The sequence below is a fragment of the Mycolicibacterium neworleansense genome (assembly GCF_001245615.1).
GTDB lineage: Bacteria > Actinomycetota > Actinomycetes > Mycobacteriales > Mycobacteriaceae > Mycobacterium > Mycobacterium neworleansense.
In genome coordinates this window covers 2,450,790-2,468,603 of the sequence record NZ_CWKH01000001.1, presented here as the reverse complement: position 1 = coordinate 2,468,603, position 17,814 = coordinate 2,450,790, and the positions used below count along the sequence as shown (strand labels likewise).

Below are 17,814 nucleotides of genomic sequence, written 5' to 3'. Positions count from 1 at the left end.
GTGCGAAACATTCAGGCACCCGCACTTTCGGTCGCCATCAGCGTCGAGGCGTGCGGGTCGAACGGGCAACCCCCGTCCAGGTGCGCTACGTACTCGTCACGGAAATATTTGATCGAGGACATGATCGGGCTGGCCGCGCCGTCGCCCAACGCGCAGAACGACTTCCCGAAGATGCCGTCGGCGATGTCGAGCAGCTTGTCGATGTCGGCCTGGGTGCCGGCACCGGTTTCCAGCCGGGCATAGATCTGGGCCAGCCAGTAGGTGCCCTCCCGGCACGGGGTGCACTTGCCGCAGGACTCATGGGCGTAGAACTGTGTCCAGCGCCGCACGGCCCGCACCACACAGGTGGTCTCGTCGAAGATCTGCAGCGCCTTCGTGCCCAGCATCGACCCGACCGAGGCCATACCCTCGTAATCCAGTGGCACGTCGATGTGTTCGGTGGTCAGCAGGGGTGTCGACGAGCCGCCCGGGGTCCAGAACTTCAGCGTGTGGCCGTCGCGCACACCGCCGGCATAGTCGAGCAGTTCGCGCAGGGTGATGCCGAGCGGTGCCTCGTACTGACCGGGCCGGTTGACGTGGCCCGACAGCGAGTAGAGCGTGAAGCCAGGGGATTTCTCCGATCCCATCGACCGGAACCAGTCCACCCCGTTGACCATGATCGGCGGCACACTGGCGATGGACTCGACGTTGTTGACCACGGTGGGACAGGCGTACAGCCCCGCGACGGCGGGAAACGGTGGGCGCAACCGTGGTTGACCGCGCCGGCCCTCCAGGGAATCCAGCAGGGCGGTCTCCTCGCCGCAGATGTAGGCGCCCGCACCGGCGTGTACGGTCAGCTCCAGATCGAAGCCGGAGCCGAGGATGTCGGCGCCCAGATAGCCGGCCGCATAGGCTTCGGCGACCGCGGCCTGCAGCCGCCGCAGCACCGGCACCACCTCACCCCGGACATAGATGAATGCGTGGCGGGCCCGGATCGCGTATGCCGCGATGATCACTCCCTCGACCAGAAAGTGCGGAGTGGTCAGCAGGAGCGGAATGTCTTTGCAGGTGCCGGGTTCCGACTCGTCGGCGTTGACCACCAGGTAATGCGGCTTGGCCCCGGCCCCCTCTTCGCCCTGCGGGATGAACGACCATTTGGTCCCGGTCGGGAACCCGGCGCCGCCGCGGCCGCGCAGCCCGGAATCCTTGATCAGCGCGATCACATCGTCCGGCGCCTTCGCCAGGGCCTGCTGCAGCCCGCGGTAGCCATCGTGGCGGCGGTAGGTGTCCAACGTCCACGGTTCGGGTTCGTCCCAGAATCGGCTCAGTACCGGGGTCAGAGCGGTCATGCGATCGGTCCTGCCTCGGGATCAGACCATCCGCGTTTGCGGGCTTCGCGCAGGCCGGCCAGGGTGGCCGCCCCGGGGACACCACCGGGTACGTGCGGATCGGCCAGCCCAGCCAACGTGCGGGCAGTTTCGCGGAAGGTGCACAGCGGTGCACCGCGGGTCGGCGCCGGTGGCGTGCCGCCGCGTAGTCCGTCCACCAGATCCCGTGCCGACGACGGGGTCTGGTTGTCGTAGAACTCCCAGTTGACCATCACCACCGGGGCGTAGTCGCACGCCGCATTGCACTCGATGTGTTCGAGGGTGACCCGGCCGTCGGCAGTCGTTTCCCCGGCGTGGATGTCCAGATGCTCTTGCAGCGCATCCAGGATCGCGTCGCCGCCCATGATCGCGCACAACGTGTTGGTGCAGACACCGACGAGATAGTCGCCGGTGGGGGTGCGCCGGTACATCGAGTAGAACGTCGCCACCGCAGTGACCTCGGCATCGGACAGGCCCAACAGCGTTGCGCAGAAATTGATTCCGGCGGGGGTGAGGCACGCGTCCTCTGCCTGCACCAGATGCAGCAGCGGCAGCAGCGCGGAGCGGGCATCGGGATAGCGTGCGGTGATCTGCTCGGCGTCGGCGGTGAGCCGGGCTGTCACCTCCTCCGGATACGCCGCGGGCCCGTTGATCGGCGGGCCCGCTTCATCGGGGCGTTGCCCCAGTTGAATGAATACGTCAGTCATCCGTGCTGTCTCCTCTTCGCGCAAGCGCTCATCGATCAACCCCTCCCATGACCGGATCGATCGACGCCACCGCGGCTATCGCATCGGCCACCATGCCGCCCTCGCACATCGCCGCCACCGCTTGCAGATTCGTGAACGAGGGGTCGCGGTAGTGCACCCGGTAGGGCCGGGTGCCGCCGTCGGAGACCATGTGCACCCCGAGCTCCCCGCGCGGGGACTCGACCGCGACGTAAACCTGTCCGGCCGGCACCCGGATGCCCTCGGTGACGAGCTTGAAGTGGTGGATCAGGCCCTCCATGGAGTGGCCCATGATCTTGGCGATGTGCTCGGGGGAGTTGCCGAGCCCGTCCGGCCCGACCTTGAGATCGGCCGGCCAGGCCAGCTTCTTGTCGCTGATCATCACCGGACCATCGCCCATCTTCTCGAGGCGATCGACACACTGCTCGACGATCTTGAGCGACTCCCGCATCTCCTTGACCCGGATGATGTACCGACCGTAGGAGTCGCAGCGATCATCGGTGATCACGTCGAATTCGTAGTTCTCGTAACCGCAGTACGGTTGTGCGCGGCGCAGATCGTGGGGCAGCCCGGTGGACCGCAACACCGGGCCGGTGATTCCCAATGCCATACACCCGGTCAGGTCGAGATACCCGACACCGACGGTGCGCGCCTTCCAGATGTAGTTCTCGTTGAGCAGATCCTCCAAGTCGCCCAAGCGGTTCGGCAACAGGTCGAGCAGCGCCCGCACCTGGGCCAGTGCACCGTCGGGCAGGTCGGCGGCCAGGCCGCCCGGCCGGATGTAGGCATGGTTCATCCGCAGGCCGGTGATCGACTCGAACACCCGCAGGATTTCCTCGCGCTCCCGAAATCCGTAGAACATCGCGCTCATCGCGCCGAGTTCCATACCGCCGGTGGCCAGCGCCACCAGATGCGACGTGATCCGGTTGAGCTCCATGAGCATCACGCGGATCACGCTGGCGCGCTGGGGAACATCATCGGTGATGCCGAGCAGTTTCTCCACGCCCAGGCAGTACGCCGTCTCGTTGAAGAACGGCGAGAGATAGTCCATCCGGGTGACGAACGTGACGCCCTGTGTCCAGTTGCGGTATTCCAGGTTCTTCTCGATACCGGTGTGCAGATAGCCGATGCCGCAACGGGCTTCGGTGATGATCTCGCCCTCGATCTCCAGGATCAGTCGCAGCACGCCGTGCGTGGACGGGTGCTGTGGGCCCATGTTGACCACGATGCGTTCGCCGGCGTGCTCGCGGGCCGCGGACACCACGTCGTCCCAGTCCTGCCCGCCGACCACAACGACCGGGGATTCGGTACTCATCAGTTGTAGGACCTCCGCTGATCGGGCGGCGGGATCTGCGCGCCGTGGTACTCGACCGGAACACCGCCCAGCGGATAGTCCTTGCGCTGGGGATGGCCGACCCAGTCGTCGGGCATCTCGATCCGGGTCAGGGCGGGATGCCCGTCGAACACGATGCCGAAGAAGTCGTAGGTCTCCCGTTCGTGCCAGTCGGTGGTCGGATAGACCGCATACAGCGACGGAATGTGCGGATCCGCGTCGGGCGCCGCGACTTCCAGCCGGATCCGGCGGTTGTGGGTGATCGACATCAGCGGGTAGACGGCATGAAGCTCGCGGTCGGTGTCGTCGGGGTAGTGCACCCCGCTCACCCCCAGGCACAGCTCGAACCGCAGCTGCGGATCGTCGCGCAGCACGCTGGCCACGGCCGGCAGCTGGACCCGGCTGATCTCCAGTGTCAGCTCGTCTCGATGAACGACCACGCGCTCGATCGACACCGCATACCGTTCCTCGCCGAGGATCTCGGCGAGCCGGTCGACCACCTCGTCGAAGTACCCGCCGTAGGGCCGAGGGGAGCTGCCGGGCAATGCCACCGAGCGCACCAGCCGGCCGTACCCCGAGGTGTCGCCCGTGCCCGAGGCGCCGAACATGCCGCGGCGCGTACCGATCACCTCGGCACCCTCGCTGTTTCCGTTGGCGGTGCTCACCGCAACAGCCCCTTGAGCTCGATGGTGGGGGTGACGGCCAGTGCCGCCTTTTCGGCCTCCCGGATGGCCTCCTCGCGGTTCACCCCGAGTGGCATCTGCTGAATCTTGTCGTGCAGCTTCAGGATTGCGTGCAGCAGCATCTCCGGTCGGGGTGGGCATCCGGGCAGGTAGATGTCGACGGGCACCACATGATCGACGCCTTGGACCACCGCGTAGTTGTTGAACATCCCGCCGGAGGAGGCGCAAACCCCCATGGCGAGCACCCATTTCGGCTCGGCCATCTGGTCGTAGATCTGTCGCAGCACCGGCGCCATCTTCTGGCTGACCCGGCCCGCCACGATCATCAGATCGGCCTGTCGCGGTGTCGCCGAGAATCGTTCCATCCCGAACCGGGCGATGTCGAAACGCGGTCCGGCGGTCGACATCATCTCGATTGCGCAGCAGGCCAGGCCGAATGTGGCCGGCCACAACGACCCCTTACGCACGTATCCTGCGACGGCCTCGACCGTCGACAGCAGGATCCCGCCGGGCAGACGCTCCTCTAATCCCAATTCAGGCCCCCTCGCCGCCAGACATAGGCGTACGCCACGAACACCGTGAGCATGAACAGCAACATCTCGACCAGCGCGAACAACCCGAGGCTGTCGAACGCCACGGCCCACGGGTAGAGAAAGACGATCTCGATGTCGAACACGATGAACAACATCGCCGTCAGGTAGTACCGGATCGGCATGCGCTGCCCGGTCACGCCGGCGGCCCCGGGCTGTATCGGCTCGATACCGCATTCGTAGGCCTCGAGTTTGGACTGGTTGTAGCGGCGCGGGCCGATGACGAGCGCGATCCCCACGGAAACCACGGCGAACGCGGCCGCGATCGCTCCGAGAACCAGGATTGGCGTATATAAATTCATGCCACTGACCGCTCCCTCGCCTGCCTGTCGATGTGAGCTAACCCACAGCCTAGCGAGGTTTGCGGCCTGCGCCACACATTTTGGTTAGTATCGTTTCATATCGGGGCAGCGTGTCGCTGCGGCCACAGCCGTGCCGTCAACAATCAACGGCTACAGGGCAATTCGAAGAAACATCACTGGACCGGGGTGCGCAGCAGCGACACCACCGCATCGCCCAACCGGATCGGATCGATCGGGTGTGGCACGGCCGCCTCGGCCTGCGACCAGCTAGCCAGCCAGGCATCGTCGGGCCGCCCGGTGAGCACCAGGACCGGCGGGCATTCCGCGATCTCGTCCTTGAGTTGTTTGGCCACTCCCATGCCCCCGGCGGGTGTCGCTTCCCCGTCGAGGATGGCCAGGTCGATGCCCCCGGCGTCCATCCGAGAAATCACCATCGGCGCGGTGGCGATCTCGACGTATTCCAGCTCGGGCAGTTCCGGGTGCACGCGTTTGCCCAGTGCGAGACGTACCTGTTCGCGGGTGCGCGGATTGTCGCTGTACACCATGATGTGCAGCGGCGCGGGGCCGGCCATGCTGCCGATGCTACTGCGCACGGCGCCGCCGGCCGGACAACTCAACGAATTCTGTTGTGGCGCATCAGTCCCGGGTGAACACAAGTTCACCGGACAGGACCGTCGTCGGTCCGACCATCCCGAGCAGGTCACCCGACACGCCGAAGTCGTCTCGTTGGACCTCGCACTGGCCGGACACCCGCACCGCGCCATCGTCGAGTGCCTGCACGTCGACCGGTAATTCGACGGGCCTCGACACGCCGCGGACGGTCAGAACCGCCGTCAAGCGCACCCGGTCGTCGGAGGGCTCCAAACCCGTCACCTGCACGATGATGTCCGGATGTGCCTCGACGTCGAAGAAATCGGCGGACCGCAGATGGTTGTCCCGTTTACCGATGCCGGTGCGCACCGATGCCGCTTTGATCACCACCTGGCCCGTCACCCCCGCGCCGGCCGAGCCTTCGCCGTTGAAATCGGTGAACTCACCGGAGACGGTCGCCAGGCCCCACAGCGTCTTGTTCCGGAACCGCACCCTGGACCGGTCCGGTACCAGCGCCCAGTTTCCGGCGCTTTCGGTCAGGATGTCGCTGGTCGTAGGCATGAGACCTCCATCTTCCTCGGGTCAGGTCAACAGGGGAGCGATGTCCCTCGGATCGAAGTACTCGTCGATTCGGTGAATCAGTCCGTCGGTACCCACCTTGATCACGATGCACACGCGCAGCGCGATCAACGTGCCGTCGCGCGCCCCGGCATGCAGGACGTGTTGCTGGACGAACCCGCCGTCGAAGAACTGCCGGTCCAGCACCTCGTAGCGGCGCTCGCGGGTGGCGTCGACGAACCAGGCGATGACCTTCAGCGCGCGGGTCCGGTCGTTGTCCCTGGTGTGACCGGCGTGCCATACCGCGACGTCATCGGCCCACAGCTGAGCCACGCCGGCGGTGTCGCCACGCTCGATCGCGTCGAACAGGCGGTGCGCGACGTCGTCGACGATCGCGGCTTCGGCAGCGGACATCATCGGCCTCCTCGGTTGGTGCTTGACCTCAATAGCCATTCAGGTTTCAGACTCGAATCATGAACTCCACGCCCGCACATTCGTTGTTCGACGAAGCCTACGAGTCCCGCACCGCACCGTGGGTCATCGGCGAGCCCCAGCCGGCCATCGTCGAGCTGGAACGCACCGGCCGCCTGGGCGGCAAGGTGCTCGATGTCGGCTGCGGCGCCGGTGAACACACCATGCTGCTGACCCGGCTCGGGTACGACGTGCTCGGCATCGACTTCTCCGAACAAGCCGTCGCCCAGGCCCGGGAGAATGCCGCCCAACGGGGCATCGATGCGCAGTTCGCCGTCGCCGACGCGACCCGTCTCGGCGAGTCCGACGGGCCGCGGTACGACACCATCGTCGACAGCGCCCTGTTCCACATCTTCGGCGATGCCGACCGGCCGCGCTATGTCGCCAGCCTGCACCGGGCGTGCAGTCCCGGCGCGAGGGTGCACGTACTGGCACTGTCGGATGCGGGCCGCGGTTTCGGGCCCCAGGTCAGCGAGGACGTCATCCGACAGGCCTTCTCTGAAGGCTGGGAGCTGGAAGCGCTGGACACCACGACATACCGCGGTGTGGTCGGAGCGGCTCACGCCGAGGCGATCGGTGAACCGGTCGGAGCCCGGGTCGACGAGCCGGCGTGGCTGGCCCGGATCCGCAGGCTCTGACGGGCTCACGGCTCGTCGTAGCCCGGATGCGCGGCGGAAAGCCGCTGACGTACCAGGACGCGCAGGCAGGCGGTGACGTCGTCGGCTCGGTCATCGAGGTCGCCGGCCCGGATCGCCGCTGCCAGCTCGTCCTCGTCGGCGAACCCGACGCCGGCCAGGGCTGCCTCGGCAGCCGGGACCGCATCCTCGGTCAGCAGCTCGCGTTCCACCATCCGCAGCGCGTTGGCGGCCACGCGGGCGTGGAAGTTCAGGGCGCCGCCGCATTGTTCGCGCACCTCGGTGTCGAGAAATTCGGCGACCGCGGCCACGAGTTCGGCCGCGCTCGGCCGCCCGTACAGGTTGCTCACCATCCGCTCCCGTCCAGCAGACACAACAAGTCCCACTCGGTTTCGCAGACGCGGCGCCCGATCGTTGCCAGCTCGACCGACCTGGTCTGCCCGCTCAGGTGGCGCTCTGCTTGATAGCGGCAGATGACTCCCCAACGCAGGGTGGCGAGCACCAGCCACCAGCGGATCGCCGACCGGTCGAGGGTGGCGCCGCCGGCGTCCTCGTAGGCGGTCAGGAAGCTCTCGATGCTGCCCAGACCGCCCGCACCGAGCCCGGCCGGCGCCCCGAACCGCCAGGCCCGGATGCAGAACCAGGCCAGGTCCTCGTACACCTCGCCGAGGTGTACCAACTCCCAATCCAATACCGCCGCCAGGCCCGACTCGTCGACGATGACATTGCCCATCCGGAAGTCGCCGTGGACCAACCGGGTCGGCGACGGCGGCGGGCGGTTGGCGGCCAGCCAGCGGAACACCCACTCGAAAGTGGCGGTGGTATCGCCCATCTCGTCGAGTTGGGCGCGCCACTGGGACATCTGGTCCTGCTCGACGAGGCCGGGCAGTTCGGGCGGTTCGGCGCGGTGGATGGCGGCCAGAGCCTGCGCGCACTGAGTGAGCAGCCGGGCCCGGCCGCTGTCGTCAAGCGTGCGCTGGATCCGCCGCACGATGGTCTCGCCACCGATGAAGTCACAGATGAGGAAGGGATCACCCAGCGCGGCAACGGAATTGTCGGCGACCAGCACGTGGGGTACCGGCGCCCCGGCCAGCGCCGCAGCCCGCTGGGCGGCGGCCTCCAGCTCCATCCCGGCATGTACCTCGTCTGGCGCGCCGGTGCGCAGGATCAACGGGCGCCGGGTCGCGTCCGTGACGGCGTCGAACGACCAGGTGGTGCGGCTGGCCCCGCCAGTCAGCTCGCGCAGGTTCTGCACGGCCACCCCGTCGCCCAGTACCGGGGTGAGCACATCGACCAGCCCGGAGGTGAGCAGGCCGGCCTCCGTCACTGCTTTGCCTTGCCGAAACCGAAGAGCCGCTGCGCCACTCGTCGCATCTGGATCTCCTCGGCACCTTCGGTGATGCGGTAGCGTCGGTGGTGGCGGTAGATGTGCTCGAACGGTTCGTGACGGCTGTAGCCGATGCCGCCGTGCACCTGCATGGCCCGATCGGCGGCCTCGCACACCAGACGGTTGGCGCGGTAGTTGGCCATCGAAACCTTGTCTGACACCTCCATATGGTGGTTCTGGTCCAACTGCGTTGCGGCATACCGGACAAGCAACCGGACCATCTGCGCCTCGGTCTGCAGTTCCACCAACGGCCACTGCACGGCCTGATTCACCGCCAGTGGCTTGCCGAACACCTTGCGCCGGTTGGCGTAGTCCACGGCGCGGTCGATACAGAACTGGGCGGCGCCCAGACTGCTGGCGGCCTGACGAATCCGGTTCTCGTGCAGGAACGTCTGCCCGACCTCCAGACCGCGGTCGATCTCACCGAGCACCGCATCGGCCGGGACCCGCACGTCGTTCAGTTCGACTTCGCCGTGATCTGTGGGCATGTTGAACGTCCACCAGTAGAACGGGACCGTGAATCCCGGGGCATCGGTGGGGACCAGGAAGGCAGTGATCCCACGCGCCTGCCCCGGATCACCTGACGTCCGGGCGAAGATCAGATCGTGGGTGGCGCGGTGTACCCCGGTGTTCCACCGTTTGCGTCCGTTGATGATCCAGCCGTTCCCATCCGAAACCGCTGTCGTCTCCAGCCAGGTGGCATCTGAACCGTGGTCGGGCTCGGTCAATCCGAACGCCATCGACCGCTTGCCGGTGAGCATGGCCTCGACCCATTCGGACTTCTGCGCCTCGGTGCCGAACCGGTCCATCATGATCACCTGCGGGAAGTTGCCGACGATCGAGGACTCGTCCTGCAGGTCGTTGTGCAGCCCGAGGCCTTTGTGCGCCAAGTGCTCCCGGATCACGGCCATGTCGAGGTTGCTGCCGTCGCGCCCGCCGAACCGGGCGGGCAGCCCGTACCGCAGCCACCCCGCGGCATCCGCGCGGCGCCGCATCTCGTCGAGCAGATCTTCCCAGGCCCGGTTGGGTATCCCGCCGTTGTCCCAGTCGGTGCGGGCATACTCACGGCGCTGGTCGAAGTACTGCATGTGCTCGCGCTCAAGCGGCTTGATCTCGGTCTCGATGAACTCGTCCATCTCGGCAAGGACAGTTGAAAGATGGTCGGGTAAAGCGAAATCCACGATGATCTCTCTTTCTCGGGTCGAAAGCCCGGGTCAGAAGCCGTACAGGGTTCTCTTCCAGATTGTGGACAGCGTGGCGATGGCGTCCGCATCGCCGATCTCGATGCCGAGCCCGGATTGGCCGACGAAGACGGTGGTGAAGTTCTCGAACAACAGCGCGATGGCCGCACCGACGTGCTCCGGCTCCAGCCCCTGCGCGTACCCCTGGCCCTGAGCGTGGTGGACCGACGCGATGACGATGTCTATGCCGAACCGGCGGAACTTGTTCTGCACGTCGGCGAATCTCTGCTGGGTGGCAGCCAACTGGGCGACCGCGATCATGATGCCGATGTTCTGTTTGAAGATGTTCCAGTAACCGGTCACCACCGTGGTGAAGAACTCGGTGTCGTCGGGGGAGTCCGGTAGATGCAGATTGAGCCCGGAGGGTTCGACGACATCGTGCAAAAACGATTCGGCCAGCGCTGCCAGCAGATCCTCCTTGTCGGTGAAGTACCGATAGAACACCGCCGGGCTCTTGCCCGCGGCCGAGGTGATGTCGGCCAGGGTGGTGCCGTGAAAGCCACGCTCGGCGAATAGTTTCCGCGCGGCCAGCTCGAGGGCCGACCGGGTCTGGCGGCCCTTGGTGCCCAGCTCGGCGGCGGTCATCGACGCCTCAGCCCAGGATCCGGTCGCCGGCCCGCAGCAGCGCGCTGGGAAGTTCGTGGCCCACGGCCTCCTGCGCGACACGGGCGGCATCGATGGCGGCGGGCAGATCCACATCGACGGCGATGTCGCTGTCGCGCAACATGTAGACAAGATCTTCGGTGGCGATGTTGCCGCTGGCGCCCGGGGCGAACGGGCAGCCGCCCAATCCGCCGACCGACGCGTCCAGCCGAGTCACTCCGGCCTGCACGGCCGCGTATGCGCTGGCAAGGCCAGCGCCGCGGGTGTTGTGGAAGTGCGCGCCCAGCGGCAGGTCCCCGATCAGCGGCCGGACCTTCTCGATCAAGGAACTCACTCGCCGCGGGGTGGTGGTGCCGATGGTGTCCGCGATCGCCAACCGGTTCACCCCGAAACCGACGGCAGCCGAGGTGATGTCGAGCACCCGCTGTGGGTCGGTCGGCCCGTCGAACGGGCAGTCCCACGCGGTGGCGACGATCACCTCCACCGAGGTGCCGCTGTCGCCGGCGATGGCCACGATGTCGGCGATCTGCGCGGTGGCCTCGGCCGACGTGCGGCCGACGTTGGCGTGGGAGTGGGCATCCGAGGCGGACACCACGTATTCGATCGAGCGCAGGCCGGCGGCGATGGCGCGTTTGGCGCCGTTGGGGCTGGCCACGAGTGCGGAGAACTCCACATCGGGAAACCGCTGCAGTTCCTCGGCGAGTTCGGCCGCATCGGCCAGTGCCGGTACTTTCGATGGTGAGACAAACGCCGTCGCCTCCACCTCACGCACCCCGGTCGCCACGATCGCCTCGAGGATCGCGACCTTGGCGGACAAGGGGATCGGCGTCTCGATCTGCAGGCCGTCGCGCAGGCACACCTCGCGGATATCGACCTTGGTTGGCAGGTTCATCTCACAGCACCCCCTGTGAACGCAGGGCTTCCAGTTCCTGTGTACTGCGGCCGAGTAGATCGCCGTACACCTCGTCGTTGTGCTGGCCCGGCCGCGCCGACCCGGCGTTGCGGATGCTGCCGGGGGACTCGGAGAGCACCGGGACCACGCCGGGTCCTTTCACGGTCCGCTCGATCCGTTCATCGAAGTGATCGGCGATCATGCCGCGGTACCGCAGTTGCGGATCCTCTACGACCTCGGCCACGGTGTTGATCGGCCCGCTGATCACGCCGGCCTGCGACAGGGTCTCGATGATCTCGGCGGGCTGGCGCGTCGCGGCCCAGTCACCGATGATCTTGTCGAGCTCATCCTGATTGCGGCCGCGGGCAACGTGGTTGACGAATCGATCGTCGGTCGCCAGCTCCGGGTTACCCATGGCCGTGCACAACCGGCGGAACACGGTGTCCTGGTTGGCCGCGATCACCACCCAGCTGCCGTTCGCGCTCTGGTAGATGTTCGACGGCGCGATGCCCTCCAGTCGGGTGCCCGACGGACCGCGCACCACACCACACACGTCATAGTCGGGAATGGTGGATTCCTGTATCGCCAGGCAACTTTCGGTCAGTGCGGTGTCCACGATCTGACCTTCGCCGGTGACGGTTCGCCGGTACAGGGCGGCCAGGGCGCCCTGGGCGGCGAACATGCCGGCCAGGCTGTCGCCCAGGGACAGGGCCAACCGTGGCGGGGGGCCACCGGGGAAGCCGTTCATGTGGCGCAGCCCGCTGGAGGCCTCGGCGACCGAGGCGTACCCGGCCTTGCCGGCGTCCGGTCCGGTCTGCCCGTAGCCCGACACCCGCACCAGGATGATGCCCTTGTTACGTTCGCGCAGAACGTCGTAGCCCAGGTTCCACTTCTCCAGGGTGCCGGGCCGGAAGTTCTCGACGATGATGTCGGATTGCTCGACCAGCTCGAGAAACAGCTCCCGGCCGGCTTCCTTGCGAAGGTCGAGGGTGACGGCCTTCTTGTTGCGGGCATGCACGGTCCAGAAGAAGTGGTGTCCGTCGAGTTCGGCCTGACCCCAGGTGCGCAACGGATCGGGAGTGGCCGGTAGCTCGATCTTGATGACCTCGGCGCCCATGTCGCCTAGCAGCCGGCCGGCGAACGGCCCCGAGATCAAGGTGCCGAGCTCGATGACCCGGATCCCGTCCAGCGCCCCGGTCGTCATGCTGAAAACCCGTGGCGATGCAGCCAATCCGTACAGATGCCGACGGCTTGGCGCAGCGTTTCGCGCTGATCCGGACCCGAGTAGTAGTGGTTGGCACCGGGGATCTCGTGCATCTCCTTGTCGGAGTGACCGATGGCCTCAAACAACCGCCGGGTGTGACTGGGCGTGCACGCGTCGTCGGCGAGGTTTCCGATCACCAGTGCGGGCACCGCGATATCCGGCCCAGCCTTGACCGCGTCACCGTTGGCGTCGTCGTAGCTCCACTGCGACAGCCAGCTGCGTAATGTGCAGAATCTCGCCAGGCCCACCGGACTCATGTTGACCACCTGGGGATCGCCCAGATAGCACGTGCCGGGCGTGCGCTCGTTGGGATCGACCGTCGGGTCCAGCCAGCGCGGGTCGGCCATCGTGCCGTGCACGACGAACGCGAACTCGTCATCGGGCCGCCCCTGTTCGGAGAGCTCCGCTAATTTTTCTTTGACCCACTTGGTGATTCGCCGGTTCCGGGCGATCTGCGCCTGGTGGTAGCGCTCCAGGAACTCCGGCGTGTACGGCGGCTGGTTGGGGTTGTCCGGGTTGTAGAGGTCGAGTTCCGGGTCCCGCTTGGACGGATCGTTCTCGTCGAGGATGGATGCGTCCATCCATTCGGTCATGGTGCCGTGCCGGCTGATATGCGCGGCCAGCAACATGATTCCGTCGGCCGGGATCAACCCCAGCTGGGTCAGGTCGGGGCCGTCTCCGGACGGGCTGGCCGTCACCGTCGGGTGTTGTGCCTGCTGTTGGTAGAACACCGACAGTGAGCCGCCGCCGCTCCACCCGGCCAGCACCACCTTGTCGTAGCCGAGCCGGTTCTTGGCGTCCTTGATGCACTCACCGAGGTCTTCGACCACCTTCTCCATGAGTAGGGCCGAGTCGGTGCCTCGGAACCGGCTGTTGCAGTAGATGACGTGGTGTCCGGCGCGGGCCAGTGCATTGATCATCGGCAGGTAGGCGCCGCCGCCGATCGGGTGCATGAACACCAGCACCGTGTCGGACGACTTCTCCTTCGGCTTGAGCAGATAGCTCTCCAGCACCACCAGTTCGGCGACGCCACCGTAGACGTCGCGTACCGCCGAGTTGTTCTGGTAGGCAACCAGATACGGAATGCGGTCGTACGCGTGCTTCACAGGTGAATCGATCGTTGTCATCGGTGTCCTTTGTTCTTCGCGCAAGCGCTCATCACTGTCCTTCGTGCTTCGCGCAAGCGCTCATCACTAGTGCTGCCCCAGGTCGTTGGCGAGGATTTCGGCGGACGGGACGAGCCGACGGCGGGTGTCGATGGCGATCACCGACCAGTCGACCCGGTCGTAATCGTCGAACTTGCGGCGGGCGCGTTCCCGCGCCTTCTCCGGTGCCCCGTGGTGAACACCCTGCGGGGCATGGGAAACCAGGCCGGCTGGCATCGGGATGCCGTAGAGCGATCCGTCGTGGAAGAACGCGATCTCGTCGTAGTCGACGTTGCGGTGATACCAGGGGGTGCGCTCGGTGCCCGGCACGCTCTCGGCCGGCTTGGGCAGGAAGTTCATCACGTACACCCCGGTGGCCTGCATGAAGAGGTGCACGGTCGGTGGCAGGTGCACACTCTCGGACGTGATGACGGTGTAGTCCTCGATGTTGAAGGTGAACGGGAAGTTGTCGCCCCGCCAGCCTTCCACGTCGAGGGGATTGTGTTGGTAGAACAAAGATGTAGAGCCCACCCCCTGGATTTCTGAGTGGATCAGCCGGACCTCGTACTCGTCCCGGCCGTCGTCGTCGATGGGTTCCGGTTCGGGAATGGTCACCTGTGCGGGGTCGAAGGGGAAGTGCCGACCCAGGGTGCCGGCCGGCGGGACCCGGAAATCGTCGGTGGCCTGGATCATCAGCCACGTGCTCTCGCTGTCGGGTAGCTGGCGGAACGTGCAGGCCTTCGGGATGTAGACCCAGTCGCCCTCGCGGTAGCGCATGGGACCGAACTCGGTCTCCAGCAGGCCCGACCCCTTGTGCACGAACAGCAGCAGATCGCCGTCGACGTAGCGGACGTAGAACGGCATCTCCTCGGTGCGCCGGCTCAGCAGCACCTGGCAGTCGGCGTTGGAGAACATCAACAGCGGTCCGCCATGGGCGTCGGTCGCGTCGCTGGGCTTGAGCTCACTGGACAACACGTCGGTGGGGCGCAGGGGGCCGACCGTGCGGTAGGCGGTGGGGTCGTTACGCCGGTACATGTTCGCGGTGCGACCGACGAACCCCCCGCGACCAAGTTCGTCGTCCTTGAGCCCGTCTAGGTCGGCATGCACCCGTTTCGGGGTCTTGCCTTTGCGCAGGTGAACGAAGGATTCCATGCTCGACTCCTGAAAGGTGCGGTCGAAAACTGAAAGTGACTTTACTTTTTGTTACAGCCCCTGACAAGGGGTTCGGCGGACGGATCTCACCGTTTCGGTGCCGGCGTCGCTGGGTAGCCCTCAGGCGGGTGCCCAGCCGGGCGCCTGCCGGTCGGCGTCAACGAAAGGACTCGCATGAGAAAGGAATTGGAAGGCCGCAGGGTCGGGATCCTTGCCGCCGACGGTGTGGAGCGCATCGAACTCGAACAACCGCGCGCGGCTGTCGAGAACGAAGGCGGTCACGTCGAGCTCCTGTCGCTCAAGGCCGGTGAAATCCAGGCCCGCGACCACGACCTCGAGCCCGCGGGCACCTTCCCGGTGGACCGCACGGTCGCCGAGGCCAAAGTCGACCAGTTCGACGCGCTGATCCTGCCCGGGGGGACCGTGAACCCCGACAAGTTGAGGCTCGACAAGACCGCGGTCGCGTTCGTTCGCGATTTCGTCCAATCGGGCAAGCCCGTCGCGGCCATCTGTCACGGCCCGTGGACCCTCGTGGAGGCGGACGTGGTGCGCGGACGCACACTGACCAGCTATCCCAGCATCCGCACGGATCTCGGAAACGCCGGTGCGACCGTGGTGGATCGGCAGGTGTGCGTCGACGGCAACCTGATCACCAGCCGCGCGCCGGACGATCTGCCGGCGTTCTGTGAGGCCATCACCGAGGTGTTGGCGAGCAGCCCCGCTCAAACCTGAGTACCGGCCGCACGCGCTCGGTCGACGGCCTCGGCGCGCATCTGTTCCCGCTCGGCCGGTGTCCACCTGGTGGTGGGTTCCACCACCAGGGTGTCCACGCGATAGCCCAGCATCCCGAACACGTACTCGAGATACGGCTTCTGGAAATCCTGCAGTTCGGCGTGACGGCCGTCGTAGGCGCTGCTACGGGTCAGGATGAGTTGCAACGGTTTTCCATCGCCGAGGGTACCCACATGTTCGCCGCGCTCATTGAGGGTGAAGCTGGCGATCGGCTGCACGATGATGTCGATCCACGCCTTGAGGGCATGCGGCACATGCCAGTTCCACATCGGGGAGGACAGCACCAGCCGGTCGAACCCTCGTACTCGCTCGATCTCGGCGAGCACTTGCTGCCACACCGCGTGCTGGTCCTCGGTGATCGGCTCCCCGAACAACTGGGCGAACTTCGCGACCGCCGCGTCCCGGCCGAACCGCAGCACGTCCTCGTCCCAGACCGAGAACCGTTCCACTTCGCCGACGCCGTCGCCGGCATCGAGAAAGGCCTGCGCCAATTGTGAGGACAATGCGTCGTCCCCTTTGGGGCTGGCCTCGATCCACAGGGTCCGCATCAGATCAGCTCCCTCAGACCATGGACGTACGGGGGATTCGCATCCCCAGCGCCAGCGCGCCCGCCAGCTCGCGACTGGTGTCGTAGTCGAACACCACATGTCCGGACAGAACGTCGACGTCGCGCTTGAACCGCTGCAACGGGCTGGACAGGAAATGGATGCTGGCACCACCCGCACCCAACAGGTCGGCGATCACCGCCTTGGACTCGCTGACGATGTGGGCGGCCGACAGCCGGGCCTGCGCGCGCACCGGCTTGTCCACTGCATCACCCGAGGCCACGATGGCCTCGATCTCGCCGACGGTGTCGGCCAGCAACGCGCGCAGGGCGCGTACGCGGACCTGGGCTCCGGCCAGATGGGCCTGGGCGATGGGCTTGTCCTTCTGTACGACGCCTTCGTACGGCAGTACGCGTTCGCCCAACCGCTGTGCGTAGATCTCGGTGACCCGTTCGGCACTGCCCAGGGCGGGCATCGCCGCCAGCAGGGCCAGGGCGGGCACCATGGGCCAGCGGTAGGTGGCGCTGTCGTGCAACCCCGCGCCCGGAGCGGTACCGGAATAGATGTCGAGCACTTTCACCAGTCGGTGCTCCGGCACAAAGACATCGGTGGCGATGGCGTCGTTGGAGCCGGTGGCCCGCATGCCATCGGTGTGCCACACGTCGGCCACGGTCACGTCGCTGATCGGTAGCAGTGCCAGGGCCGGATACAGCCCGTCGTCGGGGCCGCACAGGGCCGCGACGATGATCCAGTTCCCGTGCATGACGCCGGTGGCCCAGGACCACCGGCCGGTCAGGCGGATGCCACCGTCGGCCGGCACCCCGCGCCCGGTCGGCGCGAGCGGGGCCGGGGCGAGAAACGGCCGGCTTGCGAAGGCCTCCTCCTGGGCCTGCTCGCCGAACAGCGACAGCATCCAGTTGTGCAGGGCCAAGAAGCCGATGGTCCAGGCGCTCGACGTGCAGCCGTGAGCCATCCGGCGCACGGGGTCCAGGATCTGCGGGAAATCTGCCTGCCGACCGCCGTAGCGGGCGGGCACGAGGAGTTCGGTGAAACCGGAGTCGACGAGGTCGGTGACCGTCGCATCGGGAAGCCGGCGCAACTGCTCGGCTTCGGCGGCACGTTCGGCCAGTAGCGCGACGAATTCGGGGGTGATGACGCAGTCCGTGGCGGGGGGCGAGGTCATGGCCCGAAAGCTACCATACTTTTTAGTATGGTCGAGTTTCGGGTCGCTCCGAGGGGGCCGGCCAGGCATTTCGAAAACCGGTTGGCGACGATCGGATAACCCTCCGGACACCAGTTGTGAACAGATAGGCATCGGTGTCCATCGAGTGTCGGCGGGGCAGTCGAGGGGGTAGGACCGTTTTCCCAGGTAGATCGCCTGCAGGTCGACAATAGATAAAGCCGAATTCACTTTTTTGAATCCGCAGATATGCAGTTCGGCGGCGCGCGGCGGGTTTTCCCTCGTCGTGGGCGCGTGATTTACTCATGGCGCAACAACTGAATTCTTCGGTCCGCTCTTCAGAGGCACCGGCTCGGGCGAGCGGGCGCGACAGTGCAGT

Annotated in this window: 21 protein-coding genes; 2 read left to right on the top strand and 19 right to left on the bottom strand. The window is 66.3% G+C overall.

Going from position 1 to position 17,814, the window contains the following annotated elements:
* Window positions 1–11: 11 nt before the first annotated feature.
* The 9 genes from nuoF to BN2156_RS11670 all read right to left on the bottom strand — a co-directional run bounded on the left by nuoF (window position 12) and on the right by BN2156_RS11670 (window position 6,542).
* Window positions 12–1,328, bottom strand: a complete 1,317-nt coding sequence (nuoF, locus tag BN2156_RS11710) for an NADH-quinone oxidoreductase subunit NuoF (RefSeq protein ID WP_090513727.1) — start codon at window positions 1,326–1,328, stop codon at window positions 12–14.
* Window positions 1,325–2,053, bottom strand: a complete 729-nt coding sequence (gene nuoE, locus BN2156_RS11705; RefSeq protein ID WP_090513724.1) for an NADH-quinone oxidoreductase subunit NuoE — start codon at window positions 2,051–2,053, stop codon at window positions 1,325–1,327. Before nuoE ends, nuoF begins: the two co-directional genes overlap by 4 nt.
* A gap of 28 nt (window positions 2,054–2,081) precedes the next feature.
* Window positions 2,082–3,386, bottom strand: coding sequence for an NADH dehydrogenase (quinone) subunit D (nuoD, locus tag BN2156_RS11700; protein WP_090513721.1), 1,305 nt, complete (start codon window positions 3,384–3,386; stop codon window positions 2,082–2,084).
* Entirely contained in the window at window positions 3,386–4,069 is a 684-nt protein-coding gene (locus BN2156_RS11695) for an NADH-quinone oxidoreductase subunit C (protein ID WP_090513718.1), read from the bottom strand. The genes nuoD and BN2156_RS11695 overlap by 1 nt, the downstream gene beginning before the upstream one ends.
* A complete protein-coding gene (locus tag BN2156_RS11690) occupies window positions 4,066–4,620 on the bottom strand; it encodes a NuoB/complex I 20 kDa subunit family protein (RefSeq protein ID WP_029106617.1) in 555 nt (184 codons plus the stop codon). The genes BN2156_RS11695 and BN2156_RS11690 overlap by 4 nt, the downstream gene beginning before the upstream one ends.
* Window positions 4,611–4,979: an NADH-quinone oxidoreductase subunit A gene (locus BN2156_RS11685; protein ID WP_090513715.1), complete on the bottom strand. Its 369-nt coding sequence runs from the start codon at window positions 4,977–4,979 to the stop codon at window positions 4,611–4,613. The genes BN2156_RS11690 and BN2156_RS11685 overlap by 10 nt, the downstream gene beginning before the upstream one ends.
* Before the next feature lie 173 nt (window positions 4,980–5,152).
* A complete protein-coding gene (locus tag BN2156_RS11680; RefSeq protein WP_090515802.1) occupies window positions 5,153–5,551 on the bottom strand; it encodes an Rv3143 family two-component system response regulator in 399 nt (132 codons plus the stop codon).
* Window positions 5,552–5,615: 64 nt separating this feature from the next.
* Window positions 5,616–6,131 (bottom strand): YceI family protein, encoded by a 516-nt coding sequence (locus BN2156_RS11675; RefSeq protein ID WP_090513712.1) that lies wholly within the window; start codon window positions 6,129–6,131, stop codon window positions 5,616–5,618.
* Between the two features lie 21 nt (window positions 6,132–6,152).
* Complete coding sequence (locus BN2156_RS11670; protein WP_162490779.1) at window positions 6,153–6,542, bottom strand: nuclear transport factor 2 family protein; 390 nt, start codon at window positions 6,540–6,542, stop codon at window positions 6,153–6,155.
* A gap of 59 nt (window positions 6,543–6,601) precedes the next feature.
* Between BN2156_RS11670 and BN2156_RS11665 the strand changes: the two genes are divergently transcribed.
* A complete protein-coding gene (locus BN2156_RS11665) occupies window positions 6,602–7,237 on the top strand; it encodes a class I SAM-dependent methyltransferase (protein ID WP_090513708.1) in 636 nt (211 codons plus the stop codon).
* 5 nt (window positions 7,238–7,242) lie between these two features.
* Here BN2156_RS11665 and BN2156_RS11660 read toward each other — a convergent pair whose 3' ends face one another.
* The 8 genes from BN2156_RS11660 to BN2156_RS11625 all read right to left on the bottom strand — a co-directional run bounded on the left by BN2156_RS11660 (window position 7,243) and on the right by BN2156_RS11625 (window position 14,918).
* Window positions 7,243–7,587: a DUF6285 domain-containing protein gene (locus BN2156_RS11660; RefSeq protein WP_276021121.1), complete on the bottom strand. Its 345-nt coding sequence runs from the start codon at window positions 7,585–7,587 to the stop codon at window positions 7,243–7,245.
* Window positions 7,581–8,561, bottom strand: a complete 981-nt coding sequence (locus BN2156_RS11655) for a phosphotransferase family protein (RefSeq protein ID WP_090513705.1) — start codon at window positions 8,559–8,561, stop codon at window positions 7,581–7,583. Before BN2156_RS11655 ends, BN2156_RS11660 begins: the two co-directional genes overlap by 7 nt.
* Window positions 8,558–9,802, bottom strand: coding sequence for an acyl-CoA dehydrogenase family protein (locus tag BN2156_RS11650; RefSeq protein ID WP_090513702.1), 1,245 nt, complete (start codon window positions 9,800–9,802; stop codon window positions 8,558–8,560). Before BN2156_RS11650 ends, BN2156_RS11655 begins: the two co-directional genes overlap by 4 nt.
* Window positions 9,803–9,835: 33 nt before the next feature.
* Entirely contained in the window at window positions 9,836–10,447 is a 612-nt protein-coding gene (locus tag BN2156_RS11645; protein WP_090513699.1) for a TetR/AcrR family transcriptional regulator, read from the bottom strand.
* 7 nt (window positions 10,448–10,454) lie between these two features.
* On the bottom strand, window positions 10,455–11,357 hold the full coding sequence (locus BN2156_RS11640) for a hydroxymethylglutaryl-CoA lyase (RefSeq protein WP_090513696.1): 903 nt from the start codon (window positions 11,355–11,357) through the stop codon (window positions 10,455–10,457).
* Window position 11,358: 1 nt separating this feature from the next.
* Window positions 11,359–12,561, bottom strand: coding sequence for a CaiB/BaiF CoA transferase family protein (locus BN2156_RS11635; RefSeq protein WP_090513693.1), 1,203 nt, complete (start codon window positions 12,559–12,561; stop codon window positions 11,359–11,361).
* A complete protein-coding gene (locus BN2156_RS11630) occupies window positions 12,558–13,748 on the bottom strand; it encodes an alpha/beta hydrolase family protein (RefSeq protein ID WP_090513690.1) in 1,191 nt (396 codons plus the stop codon). Before BN2156_RS11630 ends, BN2156_RS11635 begins: the two co-directional genes overlap by 4 nt.
* Before the next feature lie 66 nt (window positions 13,749–13,814).
* Window positions 13,815–14,918, bottom strand: a complete 1,104-nt coding sequence (locus tag BN2156_RS11625) for a homogentisate 1,2-dioxygenase (RefSeq protein ID WP_090513688.1) — start codon at window positions 14,916–14,918, stop codon at window positions 13,815–13,817.
* 174 nt (window positions 14,919–15,092) lie between these two features.
* Here BN2156_RS11625 and BN2156_RS11620 point away from each other — a divergent pair, with 174 nt between their 5' ends.
* Window positions 15,093–15,650 carry a type 1 glutamine amidotransferase domain-containing protein gene (locus BN2156_RS11620; protein ID WP_090513685.1) on the top strand — a complete coding sequence of 186 codons (558 nt, stop codon included), beginning with the start codon at window positions 15,093–15,095 and terminating at the stop codon, window positions 15,648–15,650.
* Here BN2156_RS11620 and BN2156_RS11615 read toward each other — a convergent pair.
* The gene (locus BN2156_RS11615; protein ID WP_090513683.1) at window positions 15,641–16,258 is read right to left on the bottom strand and encodes an NAD(P)H-dependent oxidoreductase; all 618 of its coding nucleotides are present in this window, start codon (window positions 16,256–16,258) and stop codon (window positions 15,641–15,643) included. The two genes, BN2156_RS11620 and BN2156_RS11615, sit on opposite strands and share 10 nt — an antisense overlap.
* A 13-nt stretch (window positions 16,259–16,271) precedes the next feature.
* Window positions 16,272–17,438, bottom strand: a complete 1,167-nt coding sequence (locus BN2156_RS11610) for an acyl-CoA dehydrogenase family protein (RefSeq protein ID WP_090513680.1) — start codon at window positions 17,436–17,438, stop codon at window positions 16,272–16,274.
* Between the last annotated feature and the right edge of the window lie 376 nt (window positions 17,439–17,814).

What these genes read in the sequence shown, in the direction of transcription:
- BN2156_RS11645 (WP_090513699.1), bottom strand. Translation starts at nt 10,447, where the DNA reads ATGACCGCCGCCGAGCTGGGCACCAAGGGCCGCCAGACCCGGTCGGCC.
- BN2156_RS11675 (WP_090513712.1), bottom strand. Translation starts at nt 6,131, where the DNA reads ATGCCTACGACCAGCGACATCCTGACCGAAAGCGCCGGAAACTGGGCG.
- BN2156_RS11665 (WP_090513708.1), top strand. Translation starts at nt 6,602, where the DNA reads ATGAACTCCACGCCCGCACATTCGTTGTTCGACGAAGCCTACGAGTCC.
- BN2156_RS11685 (WP_090513715.1), bottom strand. Translation starts at nt 4,979, where the DNA reads ATGAATTTATATACGCCAATCCTGGTTCTCGGAGCGATCGCGGCCGCG.
- BN2156_RS11680 (WP_090515802.1), bottom strand. Translation starts at nt 5,551, where the DNA reads ATGGCCGGCCCCGCGCCGCTGCACATCATGGTGTACAGCGACAATCCG.
- nuoD (WP_090513721.1), bottom strand. Translation starts at nt 3,386, where the DNA reads ATGAGTACCGAATCCCCGGTCGTTGTGGTCGGCGGGCAGGACTGGGAC.
- BN2156_RS11670 (WP_162490779.1), bottom strand. Translation starts at nt 6,542, where the DNA reads ATGTCCGCTGCCGAAGCCGCGATCGTCGACGACGTCGCGCACCGCCTG.
- BN2156_RS11625 (WP_090513688.1), bottom strand. Translation starts at nt 14,918, where the DNA reads ATGGAATCCTTCGTTCACCTGCGCAAAGGCAAGACCCCGAAACGGGTG.
- nuoF (WP_090513727.1), bottom strand. Translation starts at nt 1,328, where the DNA reads ATGACCGCTCTGACCCCGGTACTGAGCCGATTCTGGGACGAACCCGAA.
- BN2156_RS11610 (WP_090513680.1), bottom strand. Translation starts at nt 17,438, where the DNA reads ATGACCTCGCCCCCCGCCACGGACTGCGTCATCACCCCCGAATTCGTC.
- BN2156_RS11620 (WP_090513685.1), top strand. Translation starts at nt 15,093, where the DNA reads ATGAGAAAGGAATTGGAAGGCCGCAGGGTCGGGATCCTTGCCGCCGAC.
- BN2156_RS11660 (WP_276021121.1), bottom strand. Translation starts at nt 7,587, where the DNA reads ATGGTGAGCAACCTGTACGGGCGGCCGAGCGCGGCCGAACTCGTGGCC.
- nuoE (WP_090513724.1), bottom strand. Translation starts at nt 2,053, where the DNA reads ATGACTGACGTATTCATTCAACTGGGGCAACGCCCCGATGAAGCGGGC.
- BN2156_RS11640 (WP_090513696.1), bottom strand. Translation starts at nt 11,357, where the DNA reads ATGAACCTGCCAACCAAGGTCGATATCCGCGAGGTGTGCCTGCGCGAC.
- BN2156_RS11635 (WP_090513693.1), bottom strand. Translation starts at nt 12,561, where the DNA reads ATGACGACCGGGGCGCTGGACGGGATCCGGGTCATCGAGCTCGGCACC.
- BN2156_RS11615 (WP_090513683.1), bottom strand. Translation starts at nt 16,258, where the DNA reads ATGCGGACCCTGTGGATCGAGGCCAGCCCCAAAGGGGACGACGCATTG.
- BN2156_RS11630 (WP_090513690.1), bottom strand. Translation starts at nt 13,748, where the DNA reads ATGACAACGATCGATTCACCTGTGAAGCACGCGTACGACCGCATTCCG.